The following is a 17,560-nucleotide window of genomic DNA, read 5'->3' on the forward strand; positions in this document are numbered from 1 at the left end:
ACGTCCAGTTTTTCGTGAGGTTGCAAAAATGGGCGTTTGCAGCGAAACAGTTAAAATTTAAACATGCTCTAAATTAATATTACGGACCTCATTTGGTCCGTAATTATTTTAAGAAAGCAAAAATTCCCACCCGGAAACAATCCCATCTACAGCGGTTCCTGCCCACATTCATTCTGTCTGTTCGTAAATTTCTTATCCTGTATAGCTGGTGCTACACTTATCCAGAAGCACCATTCAATTACTCATGAAAAAACTTAACTTTATCTTTTCTTTTTTTAAGCTCGCATTTTCCCAGGAAATATCTAAAAGTTTAAAAATTTATTAGATTAGGGGAAAACAAACCCACATCAATTGAAGAATTTTTTAATTACATATTTTTTATTATCCCTTTTAATATTTAGTAACTGTAATGAAAAGGGCACGGATCATAACACCCAGCCGGAAGAAAAAACAAATATCATTTTATTAATGGGAGATGACCATGGTTGGGATGAAACGGGGTACAACGGACACCCTTTTGTTAAAACACCTGTACTGGATGAAATGGCCTCAAATGGTTTGAGATTTGACAGATTTTATTCGGGACATCCAAGCTGTTCTCCAACAAGAGGAAGCTTTATGACTGGAAGGCACCCTAATCGCTACGGTACTTTTGCTCCCGGCTGGTCTATCAGGCCGGAGGAAATTACCATTGCCCATTTGGCTAAAAGTATGGGTTATGCCACAGGTCATTTTGGGAAATGGCATCTTGGGCCGGTAAAAAAAGCCTCCCCTACGAATCCTTCAAAAATGGGTTTTGAGGAATATCTTTCACATGATAACTTCTTTGAACTCAACCCGGTATTCTCAAGAAACGGGGAAGATCCTCAAACGTTCGAAGGAGAGAGTTCTGAAGTAATTATTGATGAAACCATTCAGTTTATATCCAAAACAAATCAAAGTGCGCAACCTTTTATGGCAGTTGTCTGGTTTGGCTCCCCTCATGAACCTTACAGTGGACTGCCCGATGATTTAAAACTTTATGACAACCTTCCCGATAGCCTGGATAATGTAAAGGTAAAATTGACTTCAAATAAAACCGGAGAGCCCACCGAAAGACCTTTGGGAGAAGTTTTACGGGAACGCTATGCCGAAATCACGGCTATGGACCGGGCTATTGGAAAATTACGGATCTATCTGAAAGAAAATAAGCTGGATGAAAATACAATTATATGGTATTGTGGAGATAATGGCACACCTAAAAGCGCTGCAAGAACTGGGCTGACCGTAAGAGGGGAAAAAGGACTGTTTTATGAAGGAGGGATCTTGGTACCCGGAGTAATGGAATGGCCTGCAATGATTAAAAAACCTGCTACTTCAAAGTCCATAGCGGTAACAAGTGATTTTTTACCGACCATAAATGAAATATTGGGCACCCAAATGCCAAACCGGCCAATAGACGGAACTTCTTTATTACCGGTGATAAAAGCCCCTGAAACAGCCCGAAAGGAGCCGTTGTGCTTTTGGGGAATTAATGCCAATGATTTGGTACAGGATACTACTCCAGTATACATAGATTCAGAATTACAGGAAGGAACCACACCACTCGTGAAAAAGATGGGAAATCAATATACCCGCTCGTTTAAGAACTTTGTATATAACCACACCACTGAAGCACACTTTGGGGGAACCAGAGCCATTATGCAGGATAATTTTAAACTTATTATAGACGGAACTGAGCAGGATAATCTTACTGCAGAATTATTTGATATTGAAAAGGATCGTGCAGAAACAACAAACATTGCCAGTTCCCATCCCGGGAAAGTTCAGGAGCTGAGTAAAGAGCTATTGAAATGGCAAAAATCTGTTTTAAACAGTCTGAAGGGCAATGATTATTAATACACAAACCCTATCAGACAGATAGAAAATTTTTCATACGTAAACCAAAAATTCTGAATGATAAAACCATGATACGGATAATTTATAGCTGGAAAGTGGAGCCGGAAAAATTGGAAACTTTCATCGAAACCTGGAAAAAAACTACTAATAAAATTCATGAGGAAGTGGAAGGAGCAAGAGGTAGTTTCATGTTACAGCATGAAAAAGATTCTACGGAAATAAAGACTGTTGCCAAATGGGATTCTCTGCAAGACTGGGAAGAATTTTGGCATGAGGGCAATCATAGCCAAATGGGGAAAATGCATGATTTGGGAAAACGTATCTCCGTAGAAATTTTTAAGGAAATTGAGGATTTCACAAAATGAAAAATTTGCTCAATCCAGGAAGAAAAAATTAAATTACAGCGCCTCCAGTTTTTCTTCCAGTACTTCAGAATATTTTTCGGATAATCCCGCATAGCTTTGTACTTTTTCTTTGCCTGGATTAAACTGCAAACTGGCCAATATGGGAAAGTGATCCGAACCAGTATGGGGAAGTCTCCTGATTCCAGCCAATAGGAAATTATTAGAATGAAAAATATGATCCAGTGGCCAACGGGCAAAAAAGTAATCCGCATGGAAGGTGTTAAAAAAGCCCCTACCCTTTCGAGGATCCAGAAGCCTGCTGATTTTCTGGAACATTCGTGAGGTTTTCGACCAGGCTACATCATTCAAATCCCCGGCAATGATTACCGGATTTTTGGATCTCAATGCTTTTTTTCCAACCAAAATCAATTCTATATCACGCTCTGTAGACCTGTCATTTTCAGGTGGAATGGGTGGTGTGGGGTGTATCCCATAAAAATCTATCCATTGGCCTGATTGTAATTGTATTTGGGCAAATATGGAAGGAATTCCTTTCTCTACTAAAAAATTAACCCTGGCATTTTGAATGGGCAATTTGCTATAAAATAATATCCCGTAAGTATTTTCAAGAGGATATTCAATAAAATACGGATAATGGTCTTTCAAACCGGAAAGGGCTTTTTGCCATTTTTTATCTGTTTCGACCAACATCACGACATCAGGGTTTTCTCTTTCCACCAGATCAAGGGTTTTCTGGAACTTTTTGTTGTGCATATACACATTAAAAATTAAAAGACTGATCTGTTGGTCTTCATGTGATTCTTTAATCCATTTTGATTCCTTTTTTCCCAAAAAAGTATAGGGAAATATCTTTTTAATTTGGTAAAGCAAAGCAGCTGCAAGAAGCAGCACAAGAAAAACCATTAAAGGTGAAATTTCCAAAACCAGGATTACACCTATCAGACATGCTGTTTTTATGAATAACAATTGGGGTCTTGGGAATTCCCATAAACGGAAAAACCAATGGTCTTTCTTGAAGAATGGTATAAATGTACCTATTCCAAAAATTAAGCTGGGGATGATTACTAACCATTTCATTTTCCTTACAAATGCTAAGTTTATTTACTATTTAAATCGAATCACACGGTTTAAGGCGATGCTAAAACCTGTGATTGCGCATAAAATCAACTACCAGGATCATAAATGCAAACATGCTGATTGTAGCAAAAGTGACCATGTCTGCTTTCCCGGCATTTTGGGCTAATTCAAGGTTATTTTCCAAAACTTCATATTCCAGGTCAGTCCCATAAGCTTTTAGCCCAAAAACCAGCGTTCCTGTCAGGCCTATAAAAAAGAAGAAGATCGCAAATTTTTTTATTAAATCAAACATTGTAGTAATTGTTATAAATGAATCATATGTTATTTTTCAAAGTGCTGACCAATGAAAAGTCGGTTTTCAAATTAAAAATTTGAATTTGATTTAGGTGATGCCAGGCAGTAAGCAATCTGGGCTGTCTGGTTGTTTAAAGATGATTATTACTCAATTAAGCCAAAAGCATAATTATACCAAACTGGCCAGGTAAGACTTTTAAAACATAAGAGTCTTATTTTCAATTAGTTATCGATTTAATTACTTCTTCAAATTGTCTGGAAATTTGTGTAATTTTTGAAACAATGAGGTGAATTTTCTACACCTCTATTCTCCTCTAGAGCAGCCCTAAGTTGGTTTAGGAGGCCATTTCAAAGTTTACCCTCATTCCACAACATTGTGGAATTCTGTACTCAATAAAGGATGCCTGTAATTGGGTAGTATTTCTTTTTTTTTATTTTATAAGTTATTGATAATCAGGTATAAATACTAGAATCCAGGATTTAAATTCCCAAATAAAATGTAACTGGAATAAGAATTTCAATAGAATGTGTAACACATAATACTAAACCTAAAAAAACTGAAATAATGGAAAATAAAATAGGAATAAAATATGGTATAATTAGCCTTATCGGCTATATCGTATTTTTTGGATTAATGAAAGGATTTAATTTGGTGGAAATCATAGAACTTCGGTTTCTAAATCTGTTTATCATGATTTCGGCAGTCTGGTTGGCTATCAAAAATTATAAGAAAAATTCTTTCAACAGCTCCTTTTATTATGCTGGATTTTTAACCGGCCTGACTACTGCCATTGTTGGGGTACTCGGATTCGTGGTTTTTATGGGCGTTTACCTTCAGTTTTTAAACCCAAACTTTATGAATTACCTGAAGGCTAACGAACCATTCGGACAGTATCTGAATCCAGTCTCTTTGATGGGTGTATTGTTTATAGAAGGACTTGCTTCCGGCCTGATTTCCACCTTTGGGGTGATGCAATATTACAAGGCCAAAACTGAAAGTCTAAATGCCTAGTTACCCAAATTTTTCAAACTTAACAGCCCTCCGGGATGTTTTTATCTTAATAGAAGAAAAATCTAGGTAAAACCTTCTTGTAGGATTGGGAAAGCTTGCAGGAAGAATTTATAGTTCAAAATTATAAAATTTGAAACTCATGAAATACGCACTTAATCTTGGTAAATTATTTGGAATATCACTAAAAGTTCACTGGACATTTGCTTTTATTTTGCTTTGGGTCACCTTCCTGAATTTAAGCTATGGACAAACGGCTATGGGAATAGCATGGGAGTTATTTTTTGTAATTTCCATATTTGGCTGTGTGGTACTTCATGAGTTAGGGCATGCCCTGGCGGCCAGAAGATTTGGCATTCCTACTAAAGATATCACACTTTATCCTATTGGTGGTGTGGCCAGGCTACAAAGTATTCCCAAAGAACCGATGAAGGAATTGGTAGTGGCTATTGCAGGGCCTGCTGTAAATGTAGTGATTGCCCTGATTTTGTTTATTGGGTTTAAATCCAATCAACAGTATATCGAAAATTTAACACTTTTGGATGAGCCCTTATCTCTGGCTACCTTTCCCTATTATTTAATGACTGCGAATATTGTGTTGGTTATTTTCAATGCCATTCCGGCTTTTCCCATGGATGGGGGCAGGGTTTTAAGGGCTTTACTATCCATGAAGCTTCCAAGACTACAAGCTACCCGGATTGCCATGTGGATAGGACAGTTTTTTGCCGGAGTATTTATAGTGGCAGGATTGTTTTATAATCCCTTCCTGATGCTCATTGGTTTCTTTGTATTTTTTGGAGCCAGAAGCGAATATAAGTATATTAAAAACTTCGAAAGATTTGAGCCCTATATGGTTAAAGATGCAATGAGCCAGAATTATGTCCCTGTATCCACTCAGGATACCATAAATGAGGCCATGGAAAAATTCTATAATAGTCCCGGCCAGGTGATCATTGTGGAGAAAAACGGAGTGATTTACGGAATAGTCCGCAGACACACTATTGAAAAATACCTGAAAGACGGGCACAATAAACAAAGAAAAATTACCACCCTAATGGATAAGGAATTTGAGGTAATAGATGCCAACCAAAATCTAAATCAGGCTTATAATTACCTGATCAGAAAACGGGACAAATACTTTCCAGTAATGGTGGATAACAGAATCAGCGGGATCATTTCCTTCAACAAAATCAGGGAATTTCTGATCCTGAAAACGGAAGGTTATCAATACTAAAAAACAATGCTTTAACAATTAAACCAAATTATGTTTAACCAAAAACTAAAATTATGCAATACCAAAGAATTGTAAATGAAATTAAATCAGCGAAAGAAAAAATCAGATTCGAACACCCTGAAATTTACAGACACATTAAGCAGGGCTCTCATGAAGACCTGATTAAAAAAGCCAATAATTATTCAAAGAAATATTTAAAGGAATATCTAGGCACTTTAAAAAGGATTATGCATAGCCATACCCGAAAAAGATATATAGGAATTTCATAAAAGGTAGTTATTAGTCAATAACAATCCAGAAACCTTTAGGCAAATTGCCTGAAGGTTTTTTTCTTTTAGTCTGTTTTGAAATGAGTCTGACAACATTGCCTACCTTTAAAAAACTATTGAAAGCCTTCACTCAATTACCCAGCTTACTAAAGTAAAGGATTTCCTTGGGAGAATGAATAGATTTTGTTTTAGGCGATTCAATTTTGGGTTAGATGGGTCGCCCCAAAAAGTAATGGAGATTATTGGAAGAAAATTGAAGAAGCATAGCGCAAAATCTACCAACAGCAGCAAAAAAGTTATTCTTTAGATAGCTTCATTTTGTCCAGAATAATTTTTCTCACATCTGCAATGAAATAAAAAGCAATTATCACAAAGGCAATATAGGCTTCCTGTAACCACATGATATAAAGCAAAACCACTAAGGCAACCGGACTTAAATAATTCAATTTATGAGATAGTGTGACAAGATAATGGCTAATTTTTGGAGAAAGCAATGATTTATACCATTCAGTGGAAATACTATATAAAAGCCTGAGTAAAAGGATAAAAGAAACTATTAAAACAATGCCTGTAAGTAGGTAAATGGTTTGTGTTTCAGTTCCATTTGTGGAAACTGCAAAATAAAAAAACTGGACTGTAAAAAATAAAACCAAAAGGATCACCACAGGTTGCATGAATTTTTTCCAAAGTTCCAGTAAAAACTCTTTTCTATTCATTGGATAAGTAATTTATTAGGTGTCTGGTTTCAGTGCCTGTTCCAGGTAAGCTATAAATATTAATTGCCAAAAACAAAAAAGCCCCTTCATACACAAAAGGGGCTTGGTTTGGAATAAGAATAAGTGGTTTATGCTTTTTCTAAGACTTTTCTGGAGATGTGTTTTTTGATAAACAACTCATAGATCATAAATAACCAAAACACAAAAACGTGGAAGGTAAATAATGTGATTTCCAGTATCATGGTGAAAGAAAATAGAGCAATATTTAACCCCAGATTGGCTGCTACTTCAGCAGCTATCCCTGACTGCGCATTGAGGTCGCTAAAAAAACCTGATTCATCACTTACCGTCTGAATATCCATAAATTGGGCAGCAATTAAAATCAGAAAAGTATAGCTCAGGAAAATAAAGAAATTGATGCCAAAAACCTTCAGGCCTTTGTGCTGACTTCCATATTCACTTTTGGCCCATAATATGACCGTTGCCAGGAAAAAAGTTGTGAGGATCAGAGTTGCCATAGCTATAAAAGTTTTGTTTTGGTAAAAAACCCAAAGAAACTCAATCCAGCGCTAAGCAAATAGAACTGAATTGAGTGGGTTGTAGATTATTTGGTGTTAAAGCGAGATTATATTTTAATGAGCCAATTCTTCAATTTTATTAATATCCATGATGTCATCGGCTATAAAAATTTCATCTTCCAGATAAACTATCGGAGTTCTTAGAATATCTGGATTATTGATAATCATAGTGGCGATATCATCTTCACTATAGCTTTGAGATACATCGATCAAATCCATGTCAGGAATATTGATGTAAATCATGTCTATCAATTTTTTATTCATCTTTTCAGCTAATTCAAAAAGCTGGGTTGAAGTCAGGTTATTTTTGGAAATGTCTCTCTCCAAAAAATCCATACTTACAGCTTTTGTGTAGCCTAAAAGCTTTTTATCGAGCAGTTTTCTACTATTATAAATAAAATGGTTTGGTTCCATGATTTCTAGATTTATTAATTTTGATTTTTAGTTATGGTTATTGGTAAATGGAGCAAGAATCTCCCTTTGATTTTTCAATTCCAGCGTACGGATTGGGAAAGGAATATTGATATCTTTTTCATCGAATGCTTTTTTAAGTGCTTTTACTGCTTCACTCATTGCCCCAGGAGGTCCCATTTTTTCCCGGTCAATCCAAAACCAGATTTTAAAATTGATGCTGCTGCTTCCGAATTCTTCGTATAAAACCTGCACCTCTTTTCCTTCCTGAAGGAAAGGCAGACTTGAAATAGCTTCATGAGCAGTATCTTCTGCCATCTGAAGGTCCGTGTCGTAGGCTACACCACAATTTAATTGCATCCTCCACTCCCCGGTGGTACTGTAGTTCTTAATTGGATTTTGGAAAATATCTTTGGAGGGAATCTCTATTTCCTGTCCACCAAAATTATTGATGATGGTAGAACGCAGGTTAATTTGCTTCACTTGACCAAAATAGCCATTAGTTTCTACTACATCTCCGATTGATATGGGTTTTTGTACGGAGATAAAAATACCAGAAAGGAAATTCGCAGTAAGATCCTGAAAAGCAAAACCAAGTGCCAGACCGATAATACCTGCACCAGCCAGCAAGGAAGTCACTGTTTTTTGAAGGTCCAGGATGCCCAGTGCAAAAAATAACCCGATGCAAATCACTATGATGGAAACTATCTTTCCCGACAATTGCACAAGAGATTCGCCCACATGGAATTTGTGGATAATATTAATGGTGATTTTCTTAGCATACTTTGCTAAAAAGGCAAAAAATATGATAACCAGAACCGCCAGTACAAAATTGGGAATATGACTTACAAGGGTTTCCGCCCAAAGGCTGAGTTTTTCGGTTAGTAGTCCAACTATGTTTGAGATTTCCATTGTTAAATTCATTTTTAATTATTTAAATTTCAAAAACATAAGGGAAATGATTGTACCGTAAAATACTTTGAAAATTAACCTGCTGATAATGAACGTTTTAAATATTTATTAGAAAATAATTAGTGCTGATAGTTGTACTTTACTTTCTACAGATGTGGAGATTTCACCCCAGTCTAAAATCATTCATACAGTTATTCCACTGGCTTCAGGTGAGGAATCAATATTTGATTGTACCCCAAAAAAAAAGCAACAGCCTTTTCCAAAGCTGTTGCCCATAAATTTGTGTCAGGCCAGAATTTATTATTTCTCTAAAAAACTTCTCCACATCCACGCATATTTCTCATGGATAGTTAGTCTTTGCGTTAATAAATCTACGGTAACTTCATCTCCTGCCTTATCGGCTACCGGTACCACTTCTCTCATTAGTCTTACCAGTTGCTCATGATCTTTTAGCAGATCTCCAATCATTTCCTTCTCTGTGGAATTCATCTTGCCATCTTTCACAAAAGCCAGTTTTGAAAACTCTTCTAATGTTCCCGGTGCGCCAGCACCAAGTGCTCTCATTCTTTCGGCCAGATCATCAATCGCAGAAAATAAATCATTATACTGTTCCTCTGTCATTTTGTGAATAGTGTAAAAAAGATCACCTTTCACATTCCAATGATATAAATGGGTTTTCAACATCAGCAAATAACTATTTGCAATAGTTTTAGATAATCCAGAAGCTATTTCTACCCGGTCAAGCGCCTGGATACCTGTATTTAATTCAATTTTATACTTATCTTCTTCTTTAAGATTTACTTCATTCAACTCTACTGTTTCCATTAAGTATTTTATTTTTAGTGATACATTTAATTTCAGTTGTATACTTTATGGAAAAAACTAATCCATCTTAAATGAAAATATTTTTTGATCTGATAATCAATTAGTTATAAATTATTAATCCAGATAAATTAATATTTATTGTCTCCATAAATCCTCATTCATGTAGAATTAATTCCTCATTTTTCCGACAATTTCTACCCCTGTGCACCTGGGTAAGGGTTTTTACAAAAGGTATATTTTTAGCTGAATGAAGTTAGAGCAAAGAAGTCTTCATTTACCTGTTTGGAGGCTTTTATACTAATCCGACAAAAAATTAAATTTAATGGAAAATCCCATAAGAAATTTTCAGGAGGTCATCCAAAAACTCCAATCCCCCAAGTCTGTAAAAGAGGTGCTGGAGGAACAAATAAATATTGCCATAAAAAGTCATCAGAGATCTAATTTTGCACTTTTGCTTTCTGCCTTTGGTGCAGGATTGGAAGTAGGATTCAGTGTGTTTTTGATGGGTGTGATTTATACACTCTTTCAGGATAGTTTTACTGAACATACCCTGCATTTTTTCCTGGCTTTCGCCTACCCAATAGGATTTATTTTTGTAATAATTGGGAAATCTGAGCTTTTCACGGAACACACCACACTAGCCATACTACCAGTTTTTAACAATGGCGTTACTTTAAAAGCACTGGCAAAATTATGGGGGTTAATTTATGCCGGTAATCTTATTGGAGGCTATTTCTTTGGTTTAATTGTAACTGCTGTGGGACCTGAAATGGGATCAATTGATCTGAAAGCTTTTGAATACCTTGCTAAAAAAATGGTTGCACACAACTGGTGGATCATTATCGCAAGCGGGATTTTAGCCGGTTGGCTCATGGGTTTATTGAGCTGGTTAATTGCTTCTTCTCAGGATACCATCAGCCGAATAGTTGTTGTAATCATTGTTACAACCGTTATAGGACTTGGCGGACTCCATCACTCTATTGTAGGATCTATAGAAGTATTTGCAGGATTAATCTCCAGTAAGGCAATCACATTGTCGGACTATATGGTGTTTCAGGTTTGTGCTACCCTCGGGAATGCCATTGGGGGAGTAGTTTTTGTTTCCACCATCAAGTATTCTCACATTAATGCAGCTGAAAAATAAGATATTTGCAGAGTCCTGATTTCCCCTTGATAAAGGGGAATCAGCTTCATTTCCAAACCAGGAAGAAGAAGGTACTTCCTTTACCTATTTCGGATTCGAGCCAGACTTTTCCCCGGTTTCTTTGGGCAATTTTCTTCACCAGAGGTAAACCCAGGCCTGTGCCTTTTTCCACTGAGTTCAGTTTTTTACCTACTGTCCGGTACAGGTTAAAAATATCTTCATGATATTGTTTGTCAATTCCAGGCCCATTATCGGCTATTTTAACAATTACCCCTTTTGCATTCTCCTCTGCGGATATGTTAATTTTCACAAGTTCCTTATCACAATATTTAATACCATTGGTAATTAAATTGGTCAATACTTGTTGCATAGCCACTTTATCATAACTTACGGAGGGTAAATCCTCCACTTTAAATTCAACTTTCTTTGGGCTGGAGATCAGCTCAATCACCTCTTTTGTCAATTCATTCAAATCGATTTCCTCCTGCACATCTTCATGCGCAGAAGAAGTGGCATAGTCCAGGTAATCGTTAATCAGTTTTTTCATATTTTTCCCTGCCCGCAAAATCATATCAAACATCTCTGCAGTTTCTTCGGTAAGATCATCCTTATAAAAAGAGTTAATCATTTCGCCTGCTGTAAAAACTACATTCAGAGGCGATTTTAAATCATGGGACACTACATGGGCAAAATTTCTGAGTTCTTCATTTTTTTCTTCCATCTGAATGACCATGGCTTGAAGCTTGGCATTTGCCGCTGCCAATGATTTTTCATTATTTTTTATTGTTTCATAAGCTTCCTGGAGTTTTTGATTTTTCCTCTTTAAATCCTGAAGGGGAGAGAAGTTGATTTCTTTTTCGATATGTTTTTCCCAACTGGAAATTGTATGGCTGTCCACAACCTGCCCGCCTTCAGGAAGAATTTTTCGTAGAGTTATCACAGTGCCCTCGTCAGATTTTTCTATATCCACATATTCCACCAGCTTTTGGCTTCCTTCCAGGCCTAGTCCATCTTTGCCATCCGGGCCGGCCACATTTTCCAATACTTCGGAAAAATCAAATTCATCACGGCCAAAATCCCTGATGATCGCTTCTAAGTACTGTTTCTTTTTTGCGGTGATAATATTAAGCTCCAGAATTCCTCCGTTTTGGTGCAAAAGTACATTTCTGCAGACTTCCGAAATCGCAGTTACAAATTTGGTGATGTTATATTGACTAAGACCAGCAGATTTGGCAAATTCCCTAATAGATTTCAGGGTGAAGATTACGTCTTCCTGATACCTGATTCCGATCTCTGTTATTTTTAATTTCATCTTTTTAGTAGCTTGGCTATTAATTTTATAAATATGGCTACAGCTTGTCTTATTTTGAGATGAATAATTTCAGCTTATTGATTTTTAAATACCAATATGGATGAATCATCATTAATTCTCGCCTGTTTGGAAAAAATTGCCGAGGCCATAATAATTGGTATTTGATTCCGTAGCGGCTCCAAATTGAGTAAGCCACAATCTCTTATCCCATCGGAATGCATTAGCAATGTGTCTCCCTTATTGAATTCCTCCTCCAGCATCTTATATTTTTTCACCTGATTTCCTACAATGCCGGGATAGGATATAAAAACTTTCCTTCCAGAAGTCTTTTTTATAAATGCGGAAATATTGCCAATTCCAATATACTGGAGCTTATTCTCCTTTTTCAGAAAGCGAGCCATTCCCAAAACACAACCCCTGGAGCCTTTTATACCCTTATCCATCAGTTGCAGGAGCTCCACCAGATTTTCCTGAGCATTTTCCTTAAAAATCTTTACCGCATTTCTGGAAGCCAGGGAAGCTTCGGGGCCATGACCTAATCCATCAAGTAATAAGATTTTCGTTTCATCTTTTAATTCTTCTATAGCCACAGCATCTCCGCAGAAATCCTCCCCCTGCATGGGGACACATATCCAGTCATAGTTCAGGGCTGATTTTTTCCTGGAATCTTCTTCAATAAATTTCCTGGAAATCAATGAATTTCCAAACACAGGTGAGTTATAATACAGGAACTGATCCGAGAGCCTGTTAATACTTCCCAGGCCATGACCCAGGCTTCCACTTGAGGAAAATCCATCCTCAATGGCTTTCTTCATAAATTTGATGTGTGGCCCATTGTCACAACTAATTACCTCCACCCCTTTGTCTTCCTTAATGATTCTACATAAAATCCACCGGTTTCCTTTGGCGTACTTTATTAAATTGGTGCCCAATTCAGAAATGATAATGGAGACATCAGAAATAAAATTTTCAGGGAAATGATAGCTCCTCATGTAGAGCTCAAAAAAACGCCTGAAATCTCCTATTTTAGATTTGTCTGTAATTAATGCTCCTATATTTTTATCAATAACATTTATTGCTTCCATACCATCAATTTAACCACAGTTCCTTTATTTAATTCAGATTTTAATTGAAATTCATCTACCAGATTTTTCGCTCCTGGAAGTCCCAAACCTAATGATTTGTTGGTAGAAAAACCCTTTTGAAGCGCCAATTCTTTATCCGGAATTCCCACCCCTTTATCCTTACAAATGACTTCGAGCCCAATTTTGTTATCTTTTTCAATTATTCTGATAATGATTACCCCCCCTTTACCATGGATCAACATGTTTCGCAATATCTCACTCGATGCAGTAGTTATTTTGGTTTTAACCAAATCTGATAATTCAATTTCCTCTGCAAGTTCTTTTACTAGTCCTCTACCATTTAAAAAATCGTTTTCATTTTTAATCCGTATCTTTTTCTCCTTGATCAGTTTCATCAATACGGTTCAATTTAGTAATTTTTTCATTTAACAATTCTATCCCATGTTCTACATTTATAGCAGTAAGAATATTGGGCATTTCCAGTCCTAATTCTACCAGGGTAATAGCCACTGCAGGTTGCATGCCTACCACCACTGTTTGGGCGTCCATCAACCCTGATATGGAAGCGATATTATTGATTATTCTGCCCATAAATGAATCGATAATGGGAACAGAAGAAATATCCAGTAATATCCCTTTTGAATTATGTTTCTCCAGGGTTTCAGCAATGTCGTTTAAAAGTTTTATTCCAAGACTATCATAAATTTCACTTTGAATGGTGATTAACAATAGATTTCCCAGCTTCAGTATTGGAATCCTGTCCATATTTCAATTCTAATTTATGTTCCTTTTTCTTATTAATTATTTGCAATGCCATTTGTATAGCTTCCGACATGGTCCCTTTTGTTTTAGTAACTCCGAGATCAATATCAAGACTTATTATGGTTTGGGCAATGGCGGGACTTATTCCGCTGATGATGCAGGTAGCTCCCATGAGTCGGGCAGCTGCAGAGGTTTTTAGTATATGTTGGGCGGTTAGTGTATCAAGTGTAGATACACCGGAAATATCTATTATGGCGATTGAATAACCTGTATCATTGATGGCATTTAATAACTTATCCATAATCTGCTGAGACCGCTGACTATCCACTGTACCAATAATTGGCACACCCAGAATTCCGTCCCACAATTTAATAATTGGTGTGGAGGCTTCCAGCAGCTCTTTTCTTTGTCTCCTTATAATTTCTTCCCTATCGGCAATAAAAGTATCAAAAGTAATTGTTCCCAGTTCATCAATAAGCTCATTCAGTGTTTTAAGCTCAGTAAGCAGTAAGGTGGGCTTTTTGTCATAAATACTTTTCAAGAAAAACATCAAACTATTTTTCAGGCTGAAAATAAACAAGGCAGATTCCTTAGCTGTATAGCCCAAAAGTGTTCTTTTTTGGGTGATTTCCACAATCATTTTCCTTAATGGGATAAATTCTTTGGAAGTCACATCAAAATTTCCAGGAGACAGTACATTTATAAATTCCTCCAAAAACAAATTAGATTCCCTTAATAAGTCTTCCTTATCCGCCAAATCTTCTCTGTGCACATTGCCATTGAGTTGCGCTTCTACCCAATGGTTTAGAATTTCCTCCTTTTTTTCGGTAATTAATTCTACAGTTTCGTTTTTCATGTGTTTGATATATTTGTTTCTTATCGTTTAAAATAGTTTGCCGGAAAGTAATAATTAACTTCGGGATATTTGATTTGAATAAAGTTAAAAAAATGGCCATCCTGAATCGAAAACTAATAACCATTTTTCTAATATAAAAATACCATTACAGGATTTTCTGTAATGGTATAAATAACAATTTTTTGAAGTGTTAGTTTTGGTATTGGTGGATTTTCCTTTTTATGGTTTCTTTTTCCTCACCCACTTTCTTCTGTATTTTTCCCAGAAGTTCTTCTTCCTGGCCTTCCACATAAGTTAAATCATCATCGGTCAGGTTACCATATTCTTGTTTTAATTTTCCTTTAATTACGTTCCAGTTTCCTTTAATTTCTAATTTGTCCATTTTGTGTTTTTTTGGTTATAGTGAAACATTAATTTAATTACTATAACTAAGGAATCAATATGATACCAAAAAATAATCAGGAATTAATAAATTGAAATTTAGGCGATAACTAGCTAATTAACAAGGGGTTATATTAATTCGAAAGGGGAAGGGAAACTTTCTGGAAATGGAAATTTGAGGATTATTTTCTACAGCATTTGAGGTGATATCTTTACAAATAACCTAAGACCGACTAATTACTAAGATTTTCTACCGCTTTTATAAAAGTAAGTAGGTTGAATGGTTTTTCCAGAAATTCGCTCGCTCCATTATCTAAAGCCCTTTGTCTGATCCCCCTGTCCAGGTTTCCCGAAATAATGATTACTGATAATTCGGGAAAAGTCTCCTTTGCGTGATCCAGAATACTAAACCCGGAGCCATCTGGCAAGTTCACATCCGAGATAAGAAGTGCTGGGGTATTTTCACTCAATTCAGTCATACCCTCCTTTATAGTATGCGCTAAAGTGGTCTCATAGCCAAATTTTTTGAGTACGTTTTTAAGTAATTGGGAAAGATCTAATTCATCCTCCACTATCAGGACTTTCTTTACATCAGTCGCTGGCTGTATTTCTTTGAAGTTATTATGCTCCATATTTTTGGAAGTAGTCATAAATCGATAATTAAAAGAATGGAAACAGCATTTCCATTTCATTTGAATAAAAGTGAAATAATCAAAACTAATTTAACCTTATATGCTCCAAATGCTGAAATTTGAAATTTATTCTATTTAGTTTATTTGAAAAGGAAGCACCAAAGATTAGCATTATAGAATATTGTTCCCTTAGAAAGGTCAAATATCAGTAATAAATTCTACCGCAAAAAAAATGCGTTGTTACCTATTTTAAAAATCCACCTCATCTCCACAAATAAATGCAATAAACTATTTTTCAGATTTATATAAAATAATATTCTGTATCATTATAAAAATTAATATAAAAAATTAAAACTTTTGGTTTTATCAAATAATTAATAAAATAAAAATTTGAATACAATCTAATTTAAAAATCTCCTATTCATCAAATTAGTTCGTTTAAGAAGCTATTTTCCCTTGAATGTGTGGAGATAAATCAACTATTATTGTGGAATTAGCAGTACAGGTCCATCAATCATGAAAATCTCACTTTTTTTTAAACTTCTAATTTTCAGCTACTTACCTAAAAAGTAAATTCATCTGTCAATCAGGCATTTTCTTTTCAATTACAATTATCAAATAAGAAAAGAAACCCATGAGCAAGTTATACAAATATCCTTTCAAATTATTTAAACTAAAATTGAAAAAGGTTTTAGGCTGGAGGGAAAAACCAGTGATCCAACCTTACAGGGGAATTGGAAGCGATACTTCGATTAACCTTAAAGGCAGGGTGTTAGAAAACAGTGGCCTTTCCAGCCCACAGGAAGAAAACTCCAAATGGAAAAATTTTAAGGCCATGATCAAAAGATATTTGAGTGATGGCTTACCAGGATTACCAGTAGAAGCCAGGCATGGCAATAAGAAAAAAGTGGTATGCTCAGATCAAAATGGTTTTTTTGAAGTGAATTTCAAGAATGAAAGCGCATTTGGGGAAAACGGACCAAACTGGGGAGAAATAGAGCTAAAGCTTTTGGATACGGTAGATGAACAAACTCCCGACTCTATGGTAAAAGGAGAATATTTAGTGGTAAATAACAAGCTGCAATATGGTGTTATTTCCGATGTAGATGATACTTTTTTAATTTCTTATTCTACAAAATTTCTAAAAAAAATAAGGCTGCTTCTGTTTAAAAATGCGCATACAAGAGTGCCCTTTAAGGGAGTAGCCGCATTTTACCGGGCATTGAGAAGAGGAAAAGACGGAAGGCAAAAGAACCCTATTTTTTATGTATCCAGCAGTGAATGGAATTTGTATGATCTGCTTGTTGATTTTTGCCATTTCCACAACATTCCGAAAGGTCCTTTTATGTTGCGGAATATACCTAAGAATCCACTGAAAATATGGAAATCGGGAAGGGGAAACCACAACCATAAATTTGATAAAATCGTACGGTTGCTGGAATTATATCCGGAGCTAAAGTTTATCCTGATAGGCGATACCGGCCAAAAGGATGCTGAAATTTATGGTAGTGTAGCCATGGAATATCCAGAACAAATCCTGGGTATTTACCTGAGAGAAGTAAATAAAGGGAAAAATAGTGTGATGATAAACAACATCAAAGAAACGATTGCTGCAAAAGGTGTGGAAATGATTTTAGTTTCCGATTCGGATGAAGCTGCAAAACACGCTTATGAAAAGGGCTGGATCCATGCCAACGCCCTTCCGGCCATCTATCTTGAAAAAGAGAAAGACCGGCAGACACCTTCAGACATGCAACAACTGTTTGGCGAATACCCATTTTCCCAAAACTGAAGCAATTGAAATCAAATAAGTTCAACCT

Annotated in this window: 21 protein-coding genes; 7 read left to right on the forward strand and 14 right to left on the reverse strand. The window is 36.0% G+C overall.

The annotated features are described in order from the left end of the window. The first annotated feature begins 351 nt into the window (after window positions 1–351). Complete coding sequence (locus A3EM_RS0111105) at window positions 352–1,878, forward strand: sulfatase family protein (RefSeq protein WP_020528285.1); 1,527 nt, start codon at window positions 352–354, stop codon at window positions 1,876–1,878. A gap of 68 nt (window positions 1,879–1,946) precedes the next feature. Continuing rightward, window positions 1,947–2,243, forward strand: a complete 297-nt coding sequence (locus A3EM_RS0111110; protein WP_020528286.1) for an antibiotic biosynthesis monooxygenase family protein — start codon at window positions 1,947–1,949, stop codon at window positions 2,241–2,243. Window positions 2,244–2,276: 33 nt separating this feature from the next. On the opposite strand, the gene A3EM_RS0111115 is transcribed toward A3EM_RS0111110, so the two are convergent. Beyond that, window positions 2,277–3,320, reverse strand: coding sequence for an endonuclease/exonuclease/phosphatase family protein (locus A3EM_RS0111115; RefSeq protein ID WP_020528287.1), 1,044 nt, complete (start codon window positions 3,318–3,320; stop codon window positions 2,277–2,279). 61 nt (window positions 3,321–3,381) lie between these two features. After that, window positions 3,382–3,612 carry a hypothetical protein gene (locus tag A3EM_RS0111120; RefSeq protein WP_020528288.1) on the reverse strand — a complete coding sequence of 77 codons (231 nt, stop codon included), beginning with the start codon at window positions 3,610–3,612 and terminating at the stop codon, window positions 3,382–3,384. Window positions 3,613–4,179: 567 nt separating this feature from the next. On the opposite strand from A3EM_RS0111120, the gene A3EM_RS0111125 reads away from it, so the two are divergent. The 3 genes from A3EM_RS0111125 (at window position 4,180) to A3EM_RS0111135 (ending at window position 6,126) form a co-directional block, all read left to right on the forward strand. Then, the gene (locus A3EM_RS0111125) at window positions 4,180–4,626 is read left to right on the forward strand and encodes a DUF4199 domain-containing protein (RefSeq protein ID WP_157637835.1); all 447 of its coding nucleotides are present in this window, start codon (window positions 4,180–4,182) and stop codon (window positions 4,624–4,626) included. 139 nt (window positions 4,627–4,765) lie between these two features. After that, a complete protein-coding gene (locus A3EM_RS0111130; protein ID WP_020528290.1) occupies window positions 4,766–5,857 on the forward strand; it encodes a site-2 protease family protein in 1,092 nt (363 codons plus the stop codon). 53 nt (window positions 5,858–5,910) lie between these two features. After that, window positions 5,911–6,126, forward strand: a complete 216-nt coding sequence (locus tag A3EM_RS0111135) for a hypothetical protein (RefSeq protein WP_020528291.1) — start codon at window positions 5,911–5,913, stop codon at window positions 6,124–6,126. A 296-nt stretch (window positions 6,127–6,422) separates the two neighbouring features. Here A3EM_RS0111135 and A3EM_RS0111140 read toward each other — a convergent pair whose 3' ends face one another. The 5 genes from A3EM_RS0111140 to A3EM_RS0111165 all read right to left on the reverse strand — a co-directional run bounded on the left by A3EM_RS0111140 (window position 6,423) and on the right by A3EM_RS0111165 (window position 9,568). Next, a complete protein-coding gene (locus tag A3EM_RS0111140; protein ID WP_020528292.1) occupies window positions 6,423–6,842 on the reverse strand; it encodes a hypothetical protein in 420 nt (139 codons plus the stop codon). Between the two features lie 128 nt (window positions 6,843–6,970). Then, complete coding sequence (locus A3EM_RS0111145) at window positions 6,971–7,360, reverse strand: hypothetical protein (protein ID WP_020528293.1); 390 nt, start codon at window positions 7,358–7,360, stop codon at window positions 6,971–6,973. Window positions 7,361–7,474: 114 nt separating this feature from the next. Then, a complete protein-coding gene (locus A3EM_RS42115; RefSeq protein WP_020528294.1) occupies window positions 7,475–7,834 on the reverse strand; it encodes a thioredoxin domain-containing protein in 360 nt (119 codons plus the stop codon). A gap of 27 nt (window positions 7,835–7,861) precedes the next feature. Next, window positions 7,862–8,743: a mechanosensitive ion channel family protein gene (locus tag A3EM_RS0111155; protein ID WP_026210233.1), complete on the reverse strand. Its 882-nt coding sequence runs from the start codon at window positions 8,741–8,743 to the stop codon at window positions 7,862–7,864. A gap of 300 nt (window positions 8,744–9,043) precedes the next feature. Then, complete coding sequence (locus A3EM_RS0111165) at window positions 9,044–9,568, reverse strand: Dps family protein (protein WP_020528297.1); 525 nt, start codon at window positions 9,566–9,568, stop codon at window positions 9,044–9,046. Between the two features lie 322 nt (window positions 9,569–9,890). Between A3EM_RS0111165 and A3EM_RS0111170 the strand changes: the two genes are divergently transcribed. Next, window positions 9,891–10,712 carry a formate/nitrite transporter family protein gene (locus tag A3EM_RS0111170; protein WP_020528298.1) on the forward strand — a complete coding sequence of 274 codons (822 nt, stop codon included), beginning with the start codon at window positions 9,891–9,893 and terminating at the stop codon, window positions 10,710–10,712. A 46-nt stretch (window positions 10,713–10,758) separates the two neighbouring features. Here the strand turns inward: A3EM_RS0111170 and A3EM_RS0111175 are convergent, their stop codons facing one another. The 7 genes from A3EM_RS0111175 to A3EM_RS42120 all read right to left on the reverse strand — a co-directional run bounded on the left by A3EM_RS0111175 (window position 10,759) and on the right by A3EM_RS42120 (window position 15,758). Beyond that, on the reverse strand, window positions 10,759–12,024 hold the full coding sequence (locus tag A3EM_RS0111175) for a sensor histidine kinase (RefSeq protein ID WP_020528299.1): 1,266 nt from the start codon (window positions 12,022–12,024) through the stop codon (window positions 10,759–10,761). A 74-nt stretch (window positions 12,025–12,098) separates the two neighbouring features. Further along, a complete protein-coding gene (locus A3EM_RS0111180; protein WP_020528300.1) occupies window positions 12,099–13,109 on the reverse strand; it encodes a SpoIIE family protein phosphatase in 1,011 nt (336 codons plus the stop codon). Further along, entirely contained in the window at window positions 13,097–13,504 is a 408-nt protein-coding gene (locus A3EM_RS0111185; RefSeq protein ID WP_020528301.1) for an anti-sigma regulatory factor, read from the reverse strand. Before A3EM_RS0111185 ends, A3EM_RS0111180 begins: the two co-directional genes overlap by 13 nt. Then, entirely contained in the window at window positions 13,470–13,874 is a 405-nt protein-coding gene (locus A3EM_RS0111190; protein WP_026210235.1) for an STAS domain-containing protein, read from the reverse strand. Before A3EM_RS0111190 ends, A3EM_RS0111185 begins: the two co-directional genes overlap by 35 nt. Beyond that, on the reverse strand, window positions 13,816–14,727 hold the full coding sequence (locus tag A3EM_RS0111195; RefSeq protein WP_020528303.1) for an STAS domain-containing protein: 912 nt from the start codon (window positions 14,725–14,727) through the stop codon (window positions 13,816–13,818). Before A3EM_RS0111195 ends, A3EM_RS0111190 begins: the two co-directional genes overlap by 59 nt. 190 nt (window positions 14,728–14,917) lie before the next feature. Then, on the reverse strand, window positions 14,918–15,109 hold the full coding sequence (locus tag A3EM_RS0111200; protein ID WP_020528304.1) for a CsbD family protein: 192 nt from the start codon (window positions 15,107–15,109) through the stop codon (window positions 14,918–14,920). 232 nt (window positions 15,110–15,341) lie between these two features. Continuing rightward, the gene (locus A3EM_RS42120) at window positions 15,342–15,758 is read right to left on the reverse strand and encodes a response regulator (protein ID WP_020528305.1); all 417 of its coding nucleotides are present in this window, start codon (window positions 15,756–15,758) and stop codon (window positions 15,342–15,344) included. Between the two features lie 661 nt (window positions 15,759–16,419). Between A3EM_RS42120 and A3EM_RS42125 the strand changes: the two genes are divergently transcribed. Beyond that, entirely contained in the window at window positions 16,420–17,532 is a 1,113-nt protein-coding gene (locus A3EM_RS42125) for an App1 family protein phosphatidate phosphatase (protein WP_169513348.1), read from the forward strand. Window positions 17,533–17,560 lie beyond the last annotated feature (28 nt).

The organism is Flexithrix dorotheae DSM 6795, assembly GCF_000379765.1.
GTDB classification, from domain to species: Bacteria; Bacteroidota; Bacteroidia; order Cytophagales; family Flammeovirgaceae; genus Flexithrix; species Flexithrix dorotheae.

What these genes read in the sequence shown, in the direction of transcription:
- A3EM_RS0111200 (WP_020528304.1), bottom strand. Translation starts at nt 15,109, where the DNA reads ATGGACAAATTAGAAATTAAAGGAAACTGGAACGTAATTAAAGGAAAA.
- A3EM_RS0111120 (WP_020528288.1), bottom strand. Translation starts at nt 3,612, where the DNA reads ATGTTTGATTTAATAAAAAAATTTGCGATCTTCTTCTTTTTTATAGGC.
- A3EM_RS0111110 (WP_020528286.1), top strand. Translation starts at nt 1,947, where the DNA reads ATGATACGGATAATTTATAGCTGGAAAGTGGAGCCGGAAAAATTGGAA.
- A3EM_RS0111130 (WP_020528290.1), top strand. Translation starts at nt 4,766, where the DNA reads ATGAAATACGCACTTAATCTTGGTAAATTATTTGGAATATCACTAAAA.
- A3EM_RS0111195 (WP_020528303.1), bottom strand. Translation starts at nt 14,727, where the DNA reads ATGAAAAACGAAACTGTAGAATTAATTACCGAAAAAAAGGAGGAAATT.
- A3EM_RS0111125 (WP_157637835.1), top strand. Translation starts at nt 4,180, where the DNA reads ATGGAAAATAAAATAGGAATAAAATATGGTATAATTAGCCTTATCGGC.
- A3EM_RS0111145 (WP_020528293.1), bottom strand. Translation starts at nt 7,360, where the DNA reads ATGGCAACTCTGATCCTCACAACTTTTTTCCTGGCAACGGTCATATTA.
- A3EM_RS0111190 (WP_026210235.1), bottom strand. Translation starts at nt 13,874, where the DNA reads ATGGACAGGATTCCAATACTGAAGCTGGGAAATCTATTGTTAATCACC.
- A3EM_RS0111175 (WP_020528299.1), bottom strand. Translation starts at nt 12,024, where the DNA reads ATGAAATTAAAAATAACAGAGATCGGAATCAGGTATCAGGAAGACGTA.
- A3EM_RS42120 (WP_020528305.1), bottom strand. Translation starts at nt 15,758, where the DNA reads ATGACTACTTCCAAAAATATGGAGCATAATAACTTCAAAGAAATACAG.
- A3EM_RS0111155 (WP_026210233.1), bottom strand. Translation starts at nt 8,743, where the DNA reads ATGGAAATCTCAAACATAGTTGGACTACTAACCGAAAAACTCAGCCTT.
- A3EM_RS42115 (WP_020528294.1), bottom strand. Translation starts at nt 7,834, where the DNA reads ATGGAACCAAACCATTTTATTTATAATAGTAGAAAACTGCTCGATAAA.
- A3EM_RS0111180 (WP_020528300.1), bottom strand. Translation starts at nt 13,109, where the DNA reads ATGGAAGCAATAAATGTTATTGATAAAAATATAGGAGCATTAATTACA.
- A3EM_RS0111185 (WP_020528301.1), bottom strand. Translation starts at nt 13,504, where the DNA reads ATGAAACTGATCAAGGAGAAAAAGATACGGATTAAAAATGAAAACGAT.
- A3EM_RS0111165 (WP_020528297.1), bottom strand. Translation starts at nt 9,568, where the DNA reads ATGGAAACAGTAGAGTTGAATGAAGTAAATCTTAAAGAAGAAGATAAG.
- A3EM_RS0111135 (WP_020528291.1), top strand. Translation starts at nt 5,911, where the DNA reads ATGCAATACCAAAGAATTGTAAATGAAATTAAATCAGCGAAAGAAAAA.
- A3EM_RS0111115 (WP_020528287.1), bottom strand. Translation starts at nt 3,320, where the DNA reads ATGAAATGGTTAGTAATCATCCCCAGCTTAATTTTTGGAATAGGTACA.
- A3EM_RS0111140 (WP_020528292.1), bottom strand. Translation starts at nt 6,842, where the DNA reads ATGAATAGAAAAGAGTTTTTACTGGAACTTTGGAAAAAATTCATGCAA.
- A3EM_RS0111170 (WP_020528298.1), top strand. Translation starts at nt 9,891, where the DNA reads ATGGAAAATCCCATAAGAAATTTTCAGGAGGTCATCCAAAAACTCCAA.